The 15,501-nt window shown below is 35.4% G+C and carries 12 protein-coding genes and 2 tRNA genes; 7 read left to right on the top strand and 7 right to left on the bottom strand.

From position 1 onward, the window contains the following. Positions 1-16 precede the first annotated feature (16 nt). The 3 genes from KBJ98_RS05445 (at position 17) to KBJ98_RS05435 (ending at position 5,439) form a co-directional block, all read left to right on the top strand. Positions 17-1,558 carry an acyl-CoA carboxylase subunit beta gene (locus tag KBJ98_RS05445; protein ID WP_210788623.1) on the top strand — a complete coding sequence of 514 codons (1,542 nt, stop codon included), beginning with the start codon at positions 17-19 and terminating at the stop codon, positions 1,556-1,558. A 319-nt stretch (positions 1,559-1,877) separates the two neighbouring features. Next, on the top strand, positions 1,878-4,001 hold the full coding sequence (locus tag KBJ98_RS05440; protein WP_210788622.1) for an ATP-binding protein: 2,124 nt from the start codon (positions 1,878-1,880) through the stop codon (positions 3,999-4,001). Between the two features lie 85 nt (positions 4,002-4,086). Then, positions 4,087-5,439 (top strand): NAD-dependent succinate-semialdehyde dehydrogenase, encoded by a 1,353-nt coding sequence (locus KBJ98_RS05435; RefSeq protein WP_210788621.1) that lies wholly within the window; start codon positions 4,087-4,089, stop codon positions 5,437-5,439. Positions 5,440-5,527: 88 nt separating this feature from the next. On the opposite strand, the gene KBJ98_RS05430 is transcribed toward KBJ98_RS05435, so the two are convergent. Both KBJ98_RS05430 and KBJ98_RS05425 read right to left on the bottom strand, forming a co-directional pair. Further along, entirely contained in the window at positions 5,528-6,007 is a 480-nt protein-coding gene (locus tag KBJ98_RS05430; RefSeq protein WP_210788620.1) for a hypothetical protein, read from the bottom strand. 18 nt (positions 6,008-6,025) lie between these two features. After that, positions 6,026-6,355 carry a hypothetical protein gene (locus KBJ98_RS05425; RefSeq protein ID WP_210788619.1) on the bottom strand — a complete coding sequence of 110 codons (330 nt, stop codon included), beginning with the start codon at positions 6,353-6,355 and terminating at the stop codon, positions 6,026-6,028. A gap of 555 nt (positions 6,356-6,910) precedes the next feature. Between KBJ98_RS05425 and KBJ98_RS05420 the strand changes: the two genes are divergently transcribed. Further along, the gene (locus tag KBJ98_RS05420) at positions 6,911-7,960 is read left to right on the top strand and encodes an outer membrane beta-barrel protein (RefSeq protein ID WP_210788618.1); all 1,050 of its coding nucleotides are present in this window, start codon (positions 6,911-6,913) and stop codon (positions 7,958-7,960) included. Positions 7,961-8,033: 73 nt separating this feature from the next. Here KBJ98_RS05420 and KBJ98_RS05415 read toward each other — a convergent pair whose 3' ends face one another. The 5 genes from KBJ98_RS05415 to KBJ98_RS05395 form a co-directional block, all read right to left on the bottom strand. Further along, positions 8,034-8,936: an N-acetylmuramoyl-L-alanine amidase gene (locus KBJ98_RS05415; RefSeq protein ID WP_210788617.1), complete on the bottom strand. Its 903-nt coding sequence runs from the start codon at positions 8,934-8,936 to the stop codon at positions 8,034-8,036. A 31-nt stretch (positions 8,937-8,967) separates the two neighbouring features. After that, a complete protein-coding gene (locus KBJ98_RS05410) occupies positions 8,968-9,438 on the bottom strand; it encodes a hypothetical protein (RefSeq protein ID WP_210788616.1) in 471 nt (156 codons plus the stop codon). Between the two features lie 25 nt (positions 9,439-9,463). Continuing rightward, positions 9,464-10,777: a 30S ribosomal protein S12 methylthiotransferase RimO gene (rimO, locus tag KBJ98_RS05405; RefSeq protein ID WP_210788615.1), complete on the bottom strand. Its 1,314-nt coding sequence runs from the start codon at positions 10,775-10,777 to the stop codon at positions 9,464-9,466. 186 nt (positions 10,778-10,963) lie between these two features. Next, positions 10,964-12,541 carry an OmpP1/FadL family transporter gene (locus KBJ98_RS05400; protein ID WP_210788614.1) on the bottom strand — a complete coding sequence of 526 codons (1,578 nt, stop codon included), beginning with the start codon at positions 12,539-12,541 and terminating at the stop codon, positions 10,964-10,966. A gap of 45 nt (positions 12,542-12,586) precedes the next feature. Next, positions 12,587-13,618 carry a hypothetical protein gene (locus KBJ98_RS05395; protein ID WP_210788613.1) on the bottom strand — a complete coding sequence of 344 codons (1,032 nt, stop codon included), beginning with the start codon at positions 13,616-13,618 and terminating at the stop codon, positions 12,587-12,589. 100 nt (positions 13,619-13,718) lie between these two features. On the opposite strand from KBJ98_RS05395, the gene proS reads away from it, so the two are divergent. From proS to KBJ98_RS05380, 3 genes are all read left to right on the top strand, one after another. Beyond that, a complete protein-coding gene (gene proS / locus KBJ98_RS05390; RefSeq protein WP_210788612.1) occupies positions 13,719-15,197 on the top strand; it encodes a proline--tRNA ligase in 1,479 nt (492 codons plus the stop codon). A gap of 78 nt (positions 15,198-15,275) precedes the next feature. Next, positions 15,276-15,347 (top strand) — tRNA-Glu (locus tag KBJ98_RS05385). A 46-nt stretch (positions 15,348-15,393) separates the two neighbouring features. Next, a tRNA-Glu gene (locus KBJ98_RS05380) sits at positions 15,394-15,465 on the top strand. Positions 15,466-15,501 lie beyond the last annotated feature (36 nt).

The raw sequence follows: 15,501 nt of genomic DNA, 5'->3' as shown, positions 1-15,501 counted from the left end.
GCTAAAAAAGATAAAGATGAAAGACAAAATAAAAATTTTAAACGATAAAATAGCCGAAGCGCATTTGGGTGGAGGTAAAAACAGAATTGCCAAACAACACGCCAACAAAAAGCTTACAGCAAGAGAGCGCGTAGAATATTTGCTTGACGAAGGTTCATTTGAAGAAATCGGGATGCTTGTTACCCATCGCACTACCGATTTTGGAATGGAAAAAGAGCAGTATTACGGTGATGGTGTAATTACAGGCTATGGCACGATCAATGGCCGATTGGTATGCGTTTTTGCTCAAGACTTTACTGTTTTTGGAGGTTCTTTGTCAGAGACACAAGCCGAGAAAATTTGTAAAATCATGGATATGGCTGTTAAAATGAGCGTACCTATGATTGGTTTAAATGATTCTGGTGGTGCTCGAATTCAAGAAGGTGTTCGCTCTTTGGGTGGTTATGCTGATATTTTTTACCGTAATGTACAAGCAAGTGGTGTTATCCCACAAATATCAGCTATAATGGGACCTTGCGCTGGTGGTGCAGTATATTCTCCTGCTATGACTGATTTTACGATGATGGTCGAGGATACAAGTTATATGTTTGTTACCGGTCCAAACGTAGTTAAAACGGTTACAAATGAAACGGTAACTTCAGAGGAATTAGGAGGTGCAAGTACTCATTCAACTAAATCTGGTGTGGCACACATCACTTCTACAAATGATGTGCAATGTTTGGATGATTTGAAGCGTTTGTTAAGTTATTTGCCTCAAAGTAATAAAGAAAAAGCAGCTGATTTACCATATCAATTGGATACGGAATTACGTGAACAATTAGAGCAAATTATTCCAGATAATCCCAACAAACCTTATGATATGCATGAGGTAATAAAAGGGGTAATTGATGCCGATTCGTTTTTTGAAATTCATAAAAATTATGCCGAAAATATTATAGTTGGCTTTGCACGTTTAGGTGGAAAAAGTATTGGTATCATAGCCAATCAACCTATGGTTTTGGCAGGTTGTTTGGATGTTAACAGTTCTAAAAAAGCTGCTCGTTTTACTCGTTTCTGCGATGCATTCAATATTCCGTTACTCGTTCTTGTAGATGTACCTGGTTTTTTACCTGGAACAGATCAAGAGTGGAATGGCATTATTATTCATGGCGCTAAACTATTGTATGCTTTAAGTGAAGCTACAGTGCCAAGGGTCACTTTGATTACCAGAAAAGCATATGGTGGTGCTTATGATGTAATGAACTCCAAGCACATTGGAGCCGATATGAATTTTGCTTGGCCTACTGCCGAAATCGCAGTTATGGGAGCAAAAGGCGCCTCTGAAATTATCTTTAAAAAGGAAATAAACGAAGCCGCTGATCACGAAGCAAAATTACTTGAAAAAGAGGCGGAGTATGCCAATTTGTTTGCAAACCCATATACAGCAGCGCAACGCGGATTCATCGATGAGGTCATTCATCCTCAAGATACAAGACGAAAGTTATTGAAAGCCTTTAGTATGTTAGAAACAAAAGAGGTCGTATTACCTAAAAGAAAGCACGGTAATATTCCGCTGTAAATCCTATATTGGAAGCAGTATCAATAAGATTTTCCTCATCAAAAACGGAATGTACTTGTTTAAGTATTCATGTTTTTGATGAGGATTTTTTTATTTCTACGAGATTTGAAAAAATGGACTTGTCTTGTAACACCCAACTATTGCTAGGGTTTTGCTATCGTATTGATGTGTAAGAGGTTATTTATTTGTTGTTTTTTTTAAAAATCATAAGATGTTTTTTTTTAAGATAAAAAGAGCTAACTTGCACGCGCTAAAAAAAGTGATATATCTTACAAAAAAATACAATTTTATTAATTTGATGTAATGGTTTTTCCGATTTATGAATAAATTTTGTCATTTAAATACCTACTCCAAGTTAATTTTGTTGATTGCATCAACAACACTTTTTTTCATATTTATATACATTACACTTTATCTCTACACTGTTCAGGAAGAACGACATTTTTACGACACTACCTATCAACAATATGAAAAAGAGGTCAAATCACTCTTTCGTTTAAATTCAAAAACAGCTACTGCTACTATCATTGATGTTACGTATTGGGATGAACTAGTTCAATTTACAAAGTCTAAAGATGAACAATGGTTTCAGCAAAATATTGTCAAAGAGTTTGATGCTTACGAAGCTGATTATATTGGAATTTATGGACTAGACTCGCAGTTGATCAACAAAACAGGAACAAAAAAATTAAAAAATGGAATTGAAATTTCTCCAGAAATTTTAAAAGCAGTACGTAGATCGAGATTGAAACGCTTTTATTTGTCAGTACCCGAGGGTATTGTTGAAGTGTTTTCTGCTACAATTCATCCTGCTTCTGATCCAAAAAAAAACAAAACAAAACCCGAAGGTTATTTCATAATTGCGAGATTGTTGGATCAAGTTTTTTTTAACTCTTTAGGACGAATTAGTAGTTCGGAGGTTGTTCCTGTGAACTCAAACTACATACTCGAAAAAGAGGATAAGTGGATTGTGGTAGTTTTGGATTTGAAAGATTGGAAAAATCAAACTACTAGCAAGTTGCTTTTTAAGCGGCCATTTACCCTTAATTATAAAAATACAAAAGAAATTCTTTTTGTGGTATTATTAGTTTCGCTTCTCAGTATTCTAATTTACGTATTTTGTACCAAAAAATGGGTGTACGATCCTTTAAAACTAGTTAAAAGCATATTAGAAACGACCAATCAATCTGCAATTAGTGCCTTAAAAAAAGTACCAGGTGAATTTGGTTATATTGGTAATTTATTTGAAGAAAATAACATTCAACGAAAACAACTTGAGAAAGCAAAACGTAAAGCGGAAGAAAGTGATAACCTAAAATCATCTTTCCTTGCAAATTTGTCACACGAAATCCGAACCCCAATGAATGCCATTATGGGTTTCAGTGATTTATTGGGAGACGACAGTTTATCGGAAAACGAGAAAAAACAGTACCTAAAAATTATTAAAGATAGTGGTTCAAACTTAGTGTCTATTATTGAAGATTTAATTGAAATGTCTAAAATTGATGCTAATCAAATTGTTCCCAATTATGCAGCTGTAGATCTTGAGGCTTGTATGAAAGAGTTGTATTCCTCTTTAAAAGTCACCATTCCACCATCAAAAGAAATTGCTTTTTACTTAAAGACTTCCTCGAAACCATTAGAACAAAAAGTACTAACAGACGAAACGAAACTCAAGCAAATATTGATCAATTTGATTACCAATGCAATTAAATTTACAGAGTCAGGGTCGATCAATTTTGGTTATTCAGTGCATAAAAAGAAAGGTTTTTTAGAATTCACTGTTGAGGATACGGGCAATGGTATTAGTAAAGATTACCTGAAAGTGATTTTTGATCGATTTCGACAAATAGAAGCTACAATCTCTCCAGAATTGACAGGTCTAGGTCTTGGGCTATCTATTACCAAAGCTTATGTTGAAATGTTAGGTGGAAAAATTGCAGTAAAATCCGCTATAGGTAAAGGCTCTATTTTCTCATTTACCATTCCGCTAGTAATTGATGAAAATGTAGCTTTAGTAACGTCCTTAAAAACTCCAGCTTTAGTGCAAGGTACTGATGATGAAGTGATTTTAGTTGCTGAGGATGATAACGTAAACTATCTATTACTAAAAAAATTAATTCAACATAAAAAACACACTGTTCTTCGTGCCACAAATGGTCAAGAAGCAGTTGCTATGTGCAATGAGCATAAAGATATTAGTTTGGTTTTTATGGACTTAAAAATGCCAGTACTTAATGGCTATGAGGCTTTTGAACAAATTAGGATGAACCGTCCCGATTTGCCAATTATTGCGCATACCGCATACTCTTCTGTTGAAGATAGGGAGAAAATTATGCAGTTTGGATTTACTTCTTACATTTCTAAACCACTTCAAAAAGAAAAAGTATTTGAGATTCTTGACTCTGTTTTTGCTGATTTTACGCAATCTTCAAGAAACTAGAACAAGCTTTTACAGATAGTATTTATGTTTTTGTTGGGTTTATGTTTTATAAATTAGACTTAAATTTACCAGAAAAAATACTTGTATGATTTTCAAATCAATCAATCCTTATACCCAAGAGATCGTTGGGACACACCCTATTTTAACTTCGGTACAACTTCGTCAAAAAATAAGTCTTGCTGATAAAGGGTTTCATTATTGGAAAACAACTTCTTTCAATGATCGCACAGTAAAAATGAAACGCTTAGCTGATTTACTTCGGTTAAATAAAACGGAATTAGCGCTGCTAATTACTTCCGAAATGGGAAAGGTTTTAGCTGAAAGTGAGGCCGAAATCGAAAAATCAGCACTGAATTGCGAATATTATGCAGAAAAGGCAGAGCAATTACTGAAAGAAGAAATTAACTCTACTAGATTTAATAGTAAAACCGTCTTTGATCCTTTGGGTGCAGTTTTTGCAATTATGCCTTGGAATTATCCTTTTTGGCAAGTATTTAGATATGCAGCTCCCACAATAATGGCTGGAAATGTAACATTACTGAAGCATGCACCAAATGTTATGGGATGTGCTAAGGCAATTGAGCGATTGTTTCTTGAGGCTGGTTTTCCTGAAGGTATTTTTCAAGAGCTCACTATTGATGTGCCTCAAGTAGAGGAAGTAATTGCATCCAATATTGTATGTGGTGTGACCTTGACAGGTAGTGAAGGAGCTGGCGCTGCTGTAGCTTTGTTGGCGGGTAAACACATTAAAAAATCAGTTTTAGAGCTTGGCGGATCTGACGCTTTTATTGTTTTGGATGATGCTAATTTAGAGGCTGCTGCTACAGTAGCTGCGCAATCTAGAATGGGCAATTCCGGCCAAGCTTGCATTTGTGCCAAACGATTTATTGTTACTGAATCAGTTGCAAATGATTTTACTTCTCTTTTTATAAAAAAGGTTAAAAAGATACAACAAGGCGATCCCTTGAATGCTCAAAATCAAATGGGGCCATTGGCTCGCATCGATTTGGCTGAAAAACTAGAATTGCAATTAAGAACTTCTTTAGACCAAGGTGCTCAATTACTTTTAGGAGGTGAGCGAGAACAATGTAATTTTCAACCAACAATTATAGATCATGTTCAGGCAGACAATATTGCCTTTAAAGAAGAAACATTTGGACCTGTAGCTGCAATTGTTCGTGCAAAAAATGAAGAAGAGGCCATTACTCTCGCTAATCAACATCGATATGGTTTGGCAGCTGCTATTTGGTCAGAAGATGTAGAAAAAGCACAGCAATTAGCCAGAAAAATTGAAGCGGGATCAGTCTTTATAAATTCTTTAGTACGATCTGATTCACAAATAGCCTTTGGTGGAATCAAAAAATCAGGATACGGAAGAGAACTTGGAGCGATAGGACTAAAAGAATTTCTCAATGTAAAATCGATAGTTGTAGGTTAAATCGTTTATGTCAGTAATTACAAAAGCCGAAAATAGATCGTGTAGTTCTATTTTTCGGCTTTTTTATATTTAGTTCGAACTGTTGTATTTAGTAAGAGTATAAATCGGCTTTTAGGTTTTGAGGTTTATTGGATGTAATGACCATAAAAGGAGCACCTTTTTTAGCAGCTAGTTGTTGGAGTCTTTTAAGAGCGTTATCTGTAAAGGCTTGGGTTGTTTCACCTTTTGCTTGTCCTAAAAAGCTAGAAACATTTCCTATTTTTTTAAGTCCGCTCGTTTCTTGCGGTCTTACAGATTGTACTTTGCGGTAATCAGAAGCACTCTCAATATGTACTTTATCAGTAATAACTTTACTATTGCTTTTGTTGTTGTCTTTTATTTGAGCTAGTGCAAGCATGCTAATTGTTTTTTCTTCAGCACTGTTTGGTATAGAGTAGTGCACCAATTTTTCTTCAGTTTTGATATAATTTACTTCAAGTTTTTCGCCATTGTGTTTTATAAATTCATGTGTTTGTGCAAAATTAATTGCCGTAACGGCTAGTAGTGCTGCGGTATATAAATATTTCATTTTTTTATTTTTTTAAAATTAAGAATTCTTTGTAGCCATTGTCAAGTGCTGCAATGTTTTTGGAGGTGGCAATTCTGTTATCGCTGACCATTCTTTAATGATAAAATCGTAGTAAATTAAATGGTTTGTTTTTTCCTCTTGAAATGTGATTTGAAAATGATTTTTCAGATTACTATCGATGATGTAAGTTTTATCTTTTTCTTCAATAGATTTATCTTCTATATTTTTTTCGGATTGTTCGGATCTGTTTTTATCACTCGTGCTATCACCATAATTGTTCGCAAGCCACGCTGTTGCAAAGCAAAAAAACAGGAGCGAAAAGAGAATTTTGTATGAGTGATTTTTCATTATATAAAAGTACAAAATGAGAAATTATTTTGTTTTAAACTTTTCATAAAAGTCTTAAAAGGTAAAGAGTCTTTTATTAATTGCTTTAGTGATATAGTCGTGATTTTTCTTTTTATTTTGGATTATTAATATTTTATTAATTTTTACTAACCCCTATTTTCAATGGGGGTTTGTGTTTTTGTAAATAATAAATCATCTATTTATTTTATTTTTTTTAATTTTTAAAACATCTTTTTTAAATTTTAAGGGGGTATTTATTAATAAATTAATTATTGATTTTTTAAAATACAAACTTTAAAATAGGGAATACTTATTTATTTTTATTCATTTTCTGTTATTCATAATTCTGCTATACCGACAGTCAAAAAACTTCTAATTCGTAATTATTGATAAATAAAAGTTAATAAATTCGCTTCAAATAAAAGCATAAAACACAAGTAGATAGCATCGAACTATTTTCTTTTTTATACTTTTTTGCTATTGGTTCGCGACAGTAATAGCAGTAACATATCCATAAGATTACCAATCTTGATTACTAATTAAAACCAACTAAAAATGAAAAAACTAATCACAATTATTGTTTCGTTATTTATATCCTTATCTTGTTTTGCACAAGAAACCACTACTACACCTGCAACAACTTTTGCTGGTTCTGCAGATGCTTATTACAAATATGATTTTGCTAAAGTGGATAACAGTTTAACAAGCTTTACAAATTCACATAATTCTTTTGAATTAGGAATGGCTTCTATCGAGGCCTCGCATAAAATGGGAAAGGCCTCAGTTTTTGTAGACTTAGGTTTTGGCAACAGAGCAGCACAGTTTACTTATAATGACGAAGCTACTAGTTTTATGATTAAACAATTGAATTTTACTTATGAGTTTTCAGATAAGTTTAAAGTTACTGCGGGTAGTTTTGGAACTCATTTGGGTTATGAATTGGTAGATGCAGTTGATAATAAAAACTATAGTATGTCGTATGCATTTACATACGGTCCGTTCTTTAATACGGGTATCAAAGCCCAATATACCTCTGGTAAATTTAGTTTTATGGCGGGAATTTCAAATCCAACTGATTTTAAAACTGCTATTGAAGCGGGTTCGTCTCAAAAAACATTTATTGGCCAATTGGCTTATGCAGGAGATACAGGCAGTGCCTTTTTTAACGTAACCTCCGGCAGTAGTAATCCTTCATCTACTGAAAATAAAACACAATTTGATTTTGTGGGTACAAAAAAAGTAAGTGATTCTTTTTCTCTTGGTTTTAATGGAACCTATGCAATGACAAAAGATGATTTGGATAGTGATGTTGATGGTGAATGGTTTTCATTGGTAGGTTATGCAACTTTTTCATTGAAAGAATCACTAAATCTTGCTTACAGATTGGAGTATTTAGATGCAAAAGATGCTACGCCGGCACTAGGATTATTATCAGGTACTTCCGTAGTTGGGAATACTTTATCGCTGAATTACAAAGTAGGTAACTTAACCATTATTCCTGAGTTTAGAGTAGATACTGCCTCAGAAGATATATTTACGAATAGTGCTGCTGCTCCAAAGGGACTTACAGCATACGCTCTGCTAGCTACAACTTATACGTTTTAATTTTTTTTTTTTTAACTGCCAAGGAACAACTATTCTTGGCAGTTTTTTGTTTTAAAAAAACACGATTTCCTTTTTACTGTTGCTTGTAGATGGAGTAAATGGTGTTTATTGTTTTTGGATCCAAAAAGTTATTGACTTCGTTTTGTATGTAATGCAATTTAAAAGCTGTCACTGCGGCGGCCAAATTTTTAGTATCATAGCCTATTAATCGTAGTCCTAGTTCAGGATTGAAATCGATAGGAGCTGTCATCAAAAACTCGTCTGGCCATAATCCAAAACCTTTTTCAGCAAGAATTTTCCAAGGAAACAAAGCACTTGGATCTTTTTTTCGAGAGGGTGCTACATCGGCATGGCCAATAAAATTTTGTTGCGGTATATTGTAGTCTTTTTTTAGTTTGGTCAATAGCGCTAGTAGGCTATTGATTTGCATTTCTGAGAAAGGTTCTGTACCGTTATTGTCTAACTCAATACCTATCGAACATGAATTTAAATCAGTGTTCTTGCCCCAAGAGCCATTTCCGGCATGCCAAGCTCTTAAGTAATCATTTAGCATTTGAACCACTTTTCCGTCGTCTCCAATTACGTAATGTGCGCTTACTTGAGTAGTTGTTTTTGTAAAAGTTTTTATCGTTTGCGGCAGCGAATCTTGTGCTGTATGATGAATAATTACAAAATTGGGTTTGCGAAGATTGAAATTTACAGAGCTAACCCATTCTGTACTAATGCCATTTTGTAAACTAGCTGCATTCATTTTGAATAAAGTATCCTTGTAGGTATGAAGTTGTTGTCTGTACAGTGTATCAATCGGAATTGGTACAAACGGAATCAATGGTAACGTCTGAGCTTCTTTATTTGAAATGGTTTCCTTTAGGGTTGTTAAATTTGTGTCATATGTTTTTTCGTTGGCGGGAAAAGGTTTCGGTGCACAAGAAAAAAACAGCACAAGCAAAAGGAAATAATACAGGGTAATTTTCATAATTAAACGAGCTGATTTTGTACATCAGGAACTATTGCTCCTCTGCTTTCTTTTTATTTTTTACTTTTTTAGAACCCCTTGGCTCACTGTTGAGAGCCTTGAATTTTTCTTTTTGATCTGGATTTAGTAAATCATTGATCTTTCGGTTAGTGGTTTCAGAAAGCACTTTTATGTTATTCGATTTTTCTTCCTGAGAGACTTCGGCTTTTAGTAAAATACCTTGCTCTTTCATACTTTCCGTTATGATATTACTTATCGCAATAGCTTGTAATTCATCCAATGAAAGATCTGGTGTCAAACGTTCCATGAGTTTTGCTACAGTTACCTCTACCGGAATTTCTTTCGGTTTGTCTGGTTGTCTGTTTTGGTCCATACCACCAGCCATTCGTCTATTCATACCATAGCCGTTTCCATACCCATTTCCGTACCCGTATTGTGCTGAAATTTCGTTCGAAAACAATAAGGTCGTAACTATTGCGATTCCATAAAAAACTGCTTTCATAGGTGTTGTTTTTAAAAGATAAACGTTATGCTGGTTCTCCGTATAAATCAAATTCAGTTGCTTCTGTGATTTTTATCATCGCGAATTCCCCTGTTTTTAAATAGTGCTTAGATGCATCGATTAATACTTCGTTATCTACATCAGGACTGTCAAATTCTGTTCGGCCAACAAAGTGAGCACCTTCTTTTCTGTCAATAATACATTTGTAGGTTTGTCCGATTTTTTCTTGATTTAAGTCCCAAGAAATTTGCGATTGCAATTCCATAATTTCGTTAGCGCGATCTTGTTTTACTTGATCGGGAACGTCATCTTCAAGTAAGTAGGCGTGTGTGTTCTCTTCATGTGAATAAGCAAAACAACCCATCCTGTCAAATTTCATTTCTTGAACAAATTCTTTCAAAATATTGAAGTCTTCTTGAGTTTCACCAGGATATCCTACAATTAATGTTGTTCTGATGGCCATTCCTGGCACAGCTGCACGAAAGTCTTTTAATAGTTTAGTAGTTTTTTCTCGTGTAGTACCTCTTCGCATTGATTTTAAAACCGAATCTGCGATGTGCTGCAAAGGGATGTCAATATAGTTACAAATTTTTGGCTCTCGTTTCATGATTTCCAAAACTTCCATTGGAAATCCAGTAGGGAAGGCGTAATGCAAACGAATCCACTCAATTCCTTCTACTTTAACAAGTGCCTCAAGTAAATCGCCTAAAGCTCTTTTTTTGTATAAATCTAGTCCGTAATAAGTTAAATCTTGTGCAATTAAAATCAATTCTTTAACGCCGTCTCTTGCCAAACCTTCTGCTTCTTTAACTAGTTTTTCAATAGTTTGTGAAACATTTTTTCCACGCATTAAAGGAATAGCACAAAAACTACATGGTCTATCACATCCTTCAGAAATTTTTAGATAGGCATAGTTTTTTGGAGTAGTAGTTAATCGCTCTCCTAGTAATTCATGTTTGTAATCGGCGCCAAGTGCTTTTAATAGTTGAGGCAGTTCTGTAGTTCCAAAAAATTGATCCACATTTGGGATTTCTTTTTCTAAATCTGGGCGGTATCTTTCTGAAAGGCATCCGGTTACAAATACTTTGTCTACTAATCCTTTTTCTTTTTTATCGGCATATTCCAAGATCATATTAACCGATTCTGCTTTTGCATTGTCTATAAAACCACAAGTGTTAATCACGATAATATTGCCTTCATCAGCTGCTGCAGCTTCATGTGTTACTTCTTTTCCATTGGCGCGAAGTTGACCCATAAGGACTTCACTATCATACACATTTTTTGAACACCCTAGGGTAATTACGTTTATTTTGTTCTTTTTTAAAGATTTCGTTCTCATAACATTAGAATCCTGATATTTTAGGAATTTTGCAAAATTACACTTTTTTATTCAAACAGCTATTTTTTACTGTTTTTTTCAATTTTTAGATGTTGTCTTCAAGTAAGGATTTATAAAAGGTTATATTGATTAAAAAAAAATCCGTTTCAATTACTGAAACGGATTTCATTTATATGATAGATCTTTTTATAATTCGAATAATAACGTTAGCGAAACGGTGTTGTTTATAGCGTCAATGCTAGCGCCATCTGTAAATCCTTGATTAAAAAAACCTTGCTGTGTATTTCTTTTGGCGTATGCATATGCTAGATCGACTTTAGTTGATCCGAAATTATAACCCAATCCAGCCGAAAATCCATTTAGGTCGCCAATAGTAGTATTGTCAACGTAAGGACTTTGTTCGTAACGATAACCACCTCTTAGGCTCAAACGTTCTATTTTGTACTCGCCTCCAATGCGAAGTTCTCCACTAGTGTCCAGTGTGCGACTCATTTCGTTGTTTAATGAATTAAAAAAGAAATCATTAGCAGGTTTAAATTGAGTACTACCGTAGTTTTTTAAAGCATAATCAATACTTATTAATCCTTTTTTTCCAAATACATAGGCGAAACTTCCTGTTACTCTACTTGGTGTTTGCAATTTATAAGGTTCGTATACGTTGATCACTTGCGGTGCAATAATATCAGCAGGCAATTCACCACTTGTATTTGCGCTTACTACCGTTAAACTTTGAGATAATTCATCCGTTAAATTATACCAAGTCGAAGATTCGTACGCTAGTCCTACACGAATTTCCTTGGTCAATTTAGCTATTGCTCCTAATTGAAATGAAAATCCAGTTCCGTAGGTATTCAAGTCATTGTTGAATCTTAATCTTGAAACGGTATAGTTACTTGATAAAGCTGCATTGTTGCGTTCTGTAAATGAAGATGATTTGGTATAGTCAGTAAAGTGGGAATTTAGATTAAGTCCAAAATAGAATTTATCTTTGTAAGAGGTAGATAAATTAAAAGATAATTTACCATTGTATCCTGTGCTGTATACTTCGTTGGTTTGGAAATAGTTTCCACCTCCAGGAACATTTGATAAATAAGCCGAATTTTCATTGTTTTCATCAACGGCATCCAATAAAAAACCTTGAAAACCAAGAAACGCTTGCTGCGCATCAAAACCATTAAGTCCAGGAAATTGATTGTTGGGTAAATTACTTCCTAAAAAAGAGTACAAATCACTTATTGTTTCTCCGGGTTCTCGGTTAACAAATTGCTGTGGTACTGGAGCTCCATTGTTACCTCTGTTTGCAAATGCTAAGAAATATTGATCTATCGAATTAGTTGGATTGGTTCCAGCTGAAAAAACACCATTATCAAAATTATTTGTGTTTTCGTAATTAACACCAATTGCAATTTTTTTCCAATTGTCATTGTTTTTTGACCCAAAAATAAAAACTGCTCCAGCTTGATTCAAGTCGAATGTATTGGTTTTCTCTGCGTTAGTTTCGCCAAAGTAAGTTGAATTATTTTTGTTATTAAAGTTGCTTAAGGTAACAGTCATTTGATTATTTGCAAATATTGATGAACCAGCAGGATTCACATTTAAGGAGGATAGATCACCTCCAAGTGCTCCAAATGCTCCGCTCATTGCTCTAAACCGCGCTGTTCCTGTTAGATTATCCTGGGAGTAGCGCAATGCATCTCCTACCTCTTGTGCTTGCGTAGCAATTGCGGTAAGCCCCATAACTGCTACTAAAAAATATTTTTTCATCTAAATCAAAGATTTGTTTATATCTATTTTGTTTACTTATAAATTTTAACCTCGGCCACCTCGGCCGCCGCCTCCAGTCGATCTTCCGCCACCGCCACCGCCGTAGCTACCACCTCCACCTCTTGAAGAGCTTGAGCTAGGGGTGTAAGAGCGACTGCTATTTTCGGCTCTTGACGGTGTATGTGTTCTTGTTTCGCTTTGGTTTTGAGTGTTGTAGGAGCCTCTGCGATTAGTTCCTGTATTGCTGCGGGATTCATTTTGTGTAGGGGTCTGGTTTGTTCTGCTAAATCTTGTTGCTGAGCCTCGACCAAAAGTTGTGGTGTTGTTTCTATTTAAAGTTTCACCATTTCTATTTAAAGTTTCACCGCTTCTTCTTCCATTATTAATAGTAGCGCTTCGGCTGTAAGCGTTTACGCTTCGTCCAGAATTATTTGCCGTAGTAATATAAGATCCTCTTCGTCCCGCATTGCGTGTATATGCCTGATTGTTGTATGCTGTGGTATAGCCCCAGTTGTTTCCGTACCAATTGTTCCAACCAAAACCGGCGTTCCAACCAAAACCGGTATTCCATCCCCAGCCAGGATATCCACCCCAACCAAAATTGTTGTTCCATCCCCAATTGTTCCATCCCCAACCTGGGTATCCACCCCAACCGAAATTATTGTTCCATCCCCAATTGTTCCATCCAAAACCGCCATTCCATCCCCAATTATTAGCACCCCAACCATTGTTGTAGATGTTTATGTCAACGGTTTGAGGATTGTTGCCCCATCCAGGATAGCTGTTATTGGCGATAGAATCATTTTCTGTATCGTATGAATTGTAGCTATCTACATCTGTAAAAATAGTTACCTTTTGATCATTGTTTTGTAAAGAACTAAAGTAGTCTTTGTACGGACTACTATTATCCACTACTACTTTTGTTTCAGGTGCACGCTCGTAAGTTGCGCCATAAATACCATCTGAATCGTAGTAAGAGCTGTTTTGATATGAGCCACAAGATGCAAATAAAATGCACCAAATCCCCATGGAGGATAGCAGCGCACGATTTTTTAAAGTAAGAGTACTAGTTTTCATATATATGGAGATTTTATTGTTGCACATTACAAAAATAGTTAGTTTTGCTGAACTATTTATTTTAAATTAACAGAGCAATATTTGTGCCAAACTATTCAGTATGAGTAAGAACATAACTACAAGAGCGGAAGATTATTCGAAATGGTATAATGAATTGGTTGTAAAAGCTGATTTAGCCGAAAATTCAGGGGTTAGAGGTTGTATGGTTATTAAACCGTACGGCTATGCGATATGGGAAAAGATGCAAGCTGAATTAGATCGAATGTTTAAAGAAACAGGTCATCAAAACGCATATTTTCCGTTGTTTGTACCCAAAAGCATGTTCGAGGCTGAAGAGAAGAATGCCGAAGGTTTTGCAAAAGAATGTGCAGTGGTTACACATTATAGATTAAAAAATGATCCTGAGAAACCAGGAAAACTTATCGTTGATCCAAATGCAAAATTAGAAGAAGAATTGATAGTTAGACCTACGAGTGAAGCTATTATTTGGTCTACTTATAAAGGTTGGGTGCAATCGTATAGAGATTTGCCATTATTGATAAATCAGTGGGCAAATGTAGTGCGTTGGGAAATGAGAACACGTTTGTTTTTGAGAACAGCCGAGTTTTTATGGCAAGAAGGTCATACGGCGCACGCAACGCGAGCAGAAGCTGTTGAAGAGTCCGAAAAAATGATGAATGTGTATGCTGATTTTGTGGAAGGATTTATGGCTATTCCTGTAGTTAAAGGAATAAAAACAGAAACAGAGCGTTTTGCAGGTGCTGAAGAAACCTATTGTATAGAGGCGTTGATGCAAGATGGAAAAGCATTACAAGCTGGTACATCGCACTTTTTAGGTCAAAACTTTGCAAAAGCTTTTGATGTTAAATTTGCTACTGCTGAGGGAAAACAAGAGTATGTTTGGGGAACATCTTGGGGTGTTTCTACGCGCTTAATGGGGGCGTTAGTGATGACTCATTCAGATGATCAAGGTTTGGTATTGCCACCAAGTTTAGCACCAATTCAAGTGGTAATTGTGCCAATATACAGGAGTGATGAGCAGTTAGTTACTATCAAAGAGTCAGTGAATAGCTTAGTTCTGGCATTGCGAAAATTAAATATTACTGTCAAATTTGACGATAGAACTACTCAAAAACCTGGGTTTAAATTTGCAGAGTGGGAATTAAAAGGGGTTCCGGTTCGTATAGCAGTAGGTCCTAAAGATCTTGAAAATGGTACTTTTGAAGTAGCGCGTCGCGATACGCTGACTAAAACAATTGTTTCAAGTGAGGGAATTGAAGATTATATCCAGGACTTATTGGCGCAAATTCAAGCCGATTTGTTTGGTAAAGCTTTAGAGTACAGAAATACGCATATTACAAAAGTTTCTAATTTTGATGAGTTTAAAGAGATTTTAGAGACTAAAGGAGGATTTGTATCAGCCCATTGGGATGGTACTGCGGCTACCGAAGAAAAAATAAAAGATTTAACTAAAGCAACCATCCGATGTGTGCCTCTTGATCAAGAGAAAGAAGAGGGGGTTTGTGTGCTTACAGGTGCGCCATCGGCGGGAAGAGTGCTCTTTGCGAAGGCGTATTAAAAAAAAATAAAAAAAAATGCAGAACCTATTGTGCGTTCTAAAAATAGTTGTATTTTTGCATCCGCATTAGAGAAGCAAGGCCCGTTCGTCTATCGGTTAGGACGCATGGTTTTCATCCATGTAAGAGCGGTTCGATTCCGCTACGGGCTACTACTTTTTTACGGCAATAAGTTTTCTAAACTTTAATTAGAATAATGGCCCGTTCGTCTATCGGTTAGGACGCATGGTTTTCATCCATGTAAGAGCGGTTCGATTCCGCTACGGGCTACTACTTTTTCTTAGTTTAGTGTTAGAACAGAGTTTT

It is taken from the genome of Flavobacterium erciyesense, from assembly GCF_018069925.1.
GTDB lineage: Bacteria > Bacteroidota > Bacteroidia > Flavobacteriales > Flavobacteriaceae > Flavobacterium > Flavobacterium erciyesense.
Note: the sequence above shows the minus strand (reverse complement) of the source record. Positions and strands in the feature narration are given on the sequence as shown.

What these genes read in the sequence shown, in the direction of transcription:
- KBJ98_RS05395 (WP_210788613.1), bottom strand. Translation starts at nt 13,618, where the DNA reads ATGAAAACTAGTACTCTTACTTTAAAAAATCGTGCGCTGCTATCCTCC.
- KBJ98_RS05420 (WP_210788618.1), top strand. Translation starts at nt 6,911, where the DNA reads ATGAAAAAACTAATCACAATTATTGTTTCGTTATTTATATCCTTATCT.
- KBJ98_RS05425 (WP_210788619.1), bottom strand. Translation starts at nt 6,355, where the DNA reads ATGAAAAATCACTCATACAAAATTCTCTTTTCGCTCCTGTTTTTTTGC.
- KBJ98_RS05415 (WP_210788617.1), bottom strand. Translation starts at nt 8,936, where the DNA reads ATGAAAATTACCCTGTATTATTTCCTTTTGCTTGTGCTGTTTTTTTCT.
- KBJ98_RS05430 (WP_210788620.1), bottom strand. Translation starts at nt 6,007, where the DNA reads ATGAAATATTTATATACCGCAGCACTACTAGCCGTTACGGCAATTAAT.
- KBJ98_RS05410 (WP_210788616.1), bottom strand. Translation starts at nt 9,438, where the DNA reads ATGAAAGCAGTTTTTTATGGAATCGCAATAGTTACGACCTTATTGTTT.
- proS (WP_210788612.1), top strand. Translation starts at nt 13,719, where the DNA reads ATGAGTAAGAACATAACTACAAGAGCGGAAGATTATTCGAAATGGTAT.
- KBJ98_RS05435 (WP_210788621.1), top strand. Translation starts at nt 4,087, where the DNA reads ATGATTTTCAAATCAATCAATCCTTATACCCAAGAGATCGTTGGGACA.
- rimO (WP_210788615.1), bottom strand. Translation starts at nt 10,777, where the DNA reads ATGAGAACGAAATCTTTAAAAAAGAACAAAATAAACGTAATTACCCTA.
- KBJ98_RS05440 (WP_210788622.1), top strand. Translation starts at nt 1,878, where the DNA reads ATGAATAAATTTTGTCATTTAAATACCTACTCCAAGTTAATTTTGTTG.
- KBJ98_RS05445 (WP_210788623.1), top strand. Translation starts at nt 17, where the DNA reads ATGAAAGACAAAATAAAAATTTTAAACGATAAAATAGCCGAAGCGCAT.
- KBJ98_RS05400 (WP_210788614.1), bottom strand. Translation starts at nt 12,541, where the DNA reads ATGAAAAAATATTTTTTAGTAGCAGTTATGGGGCTTACCGCAATTGCT.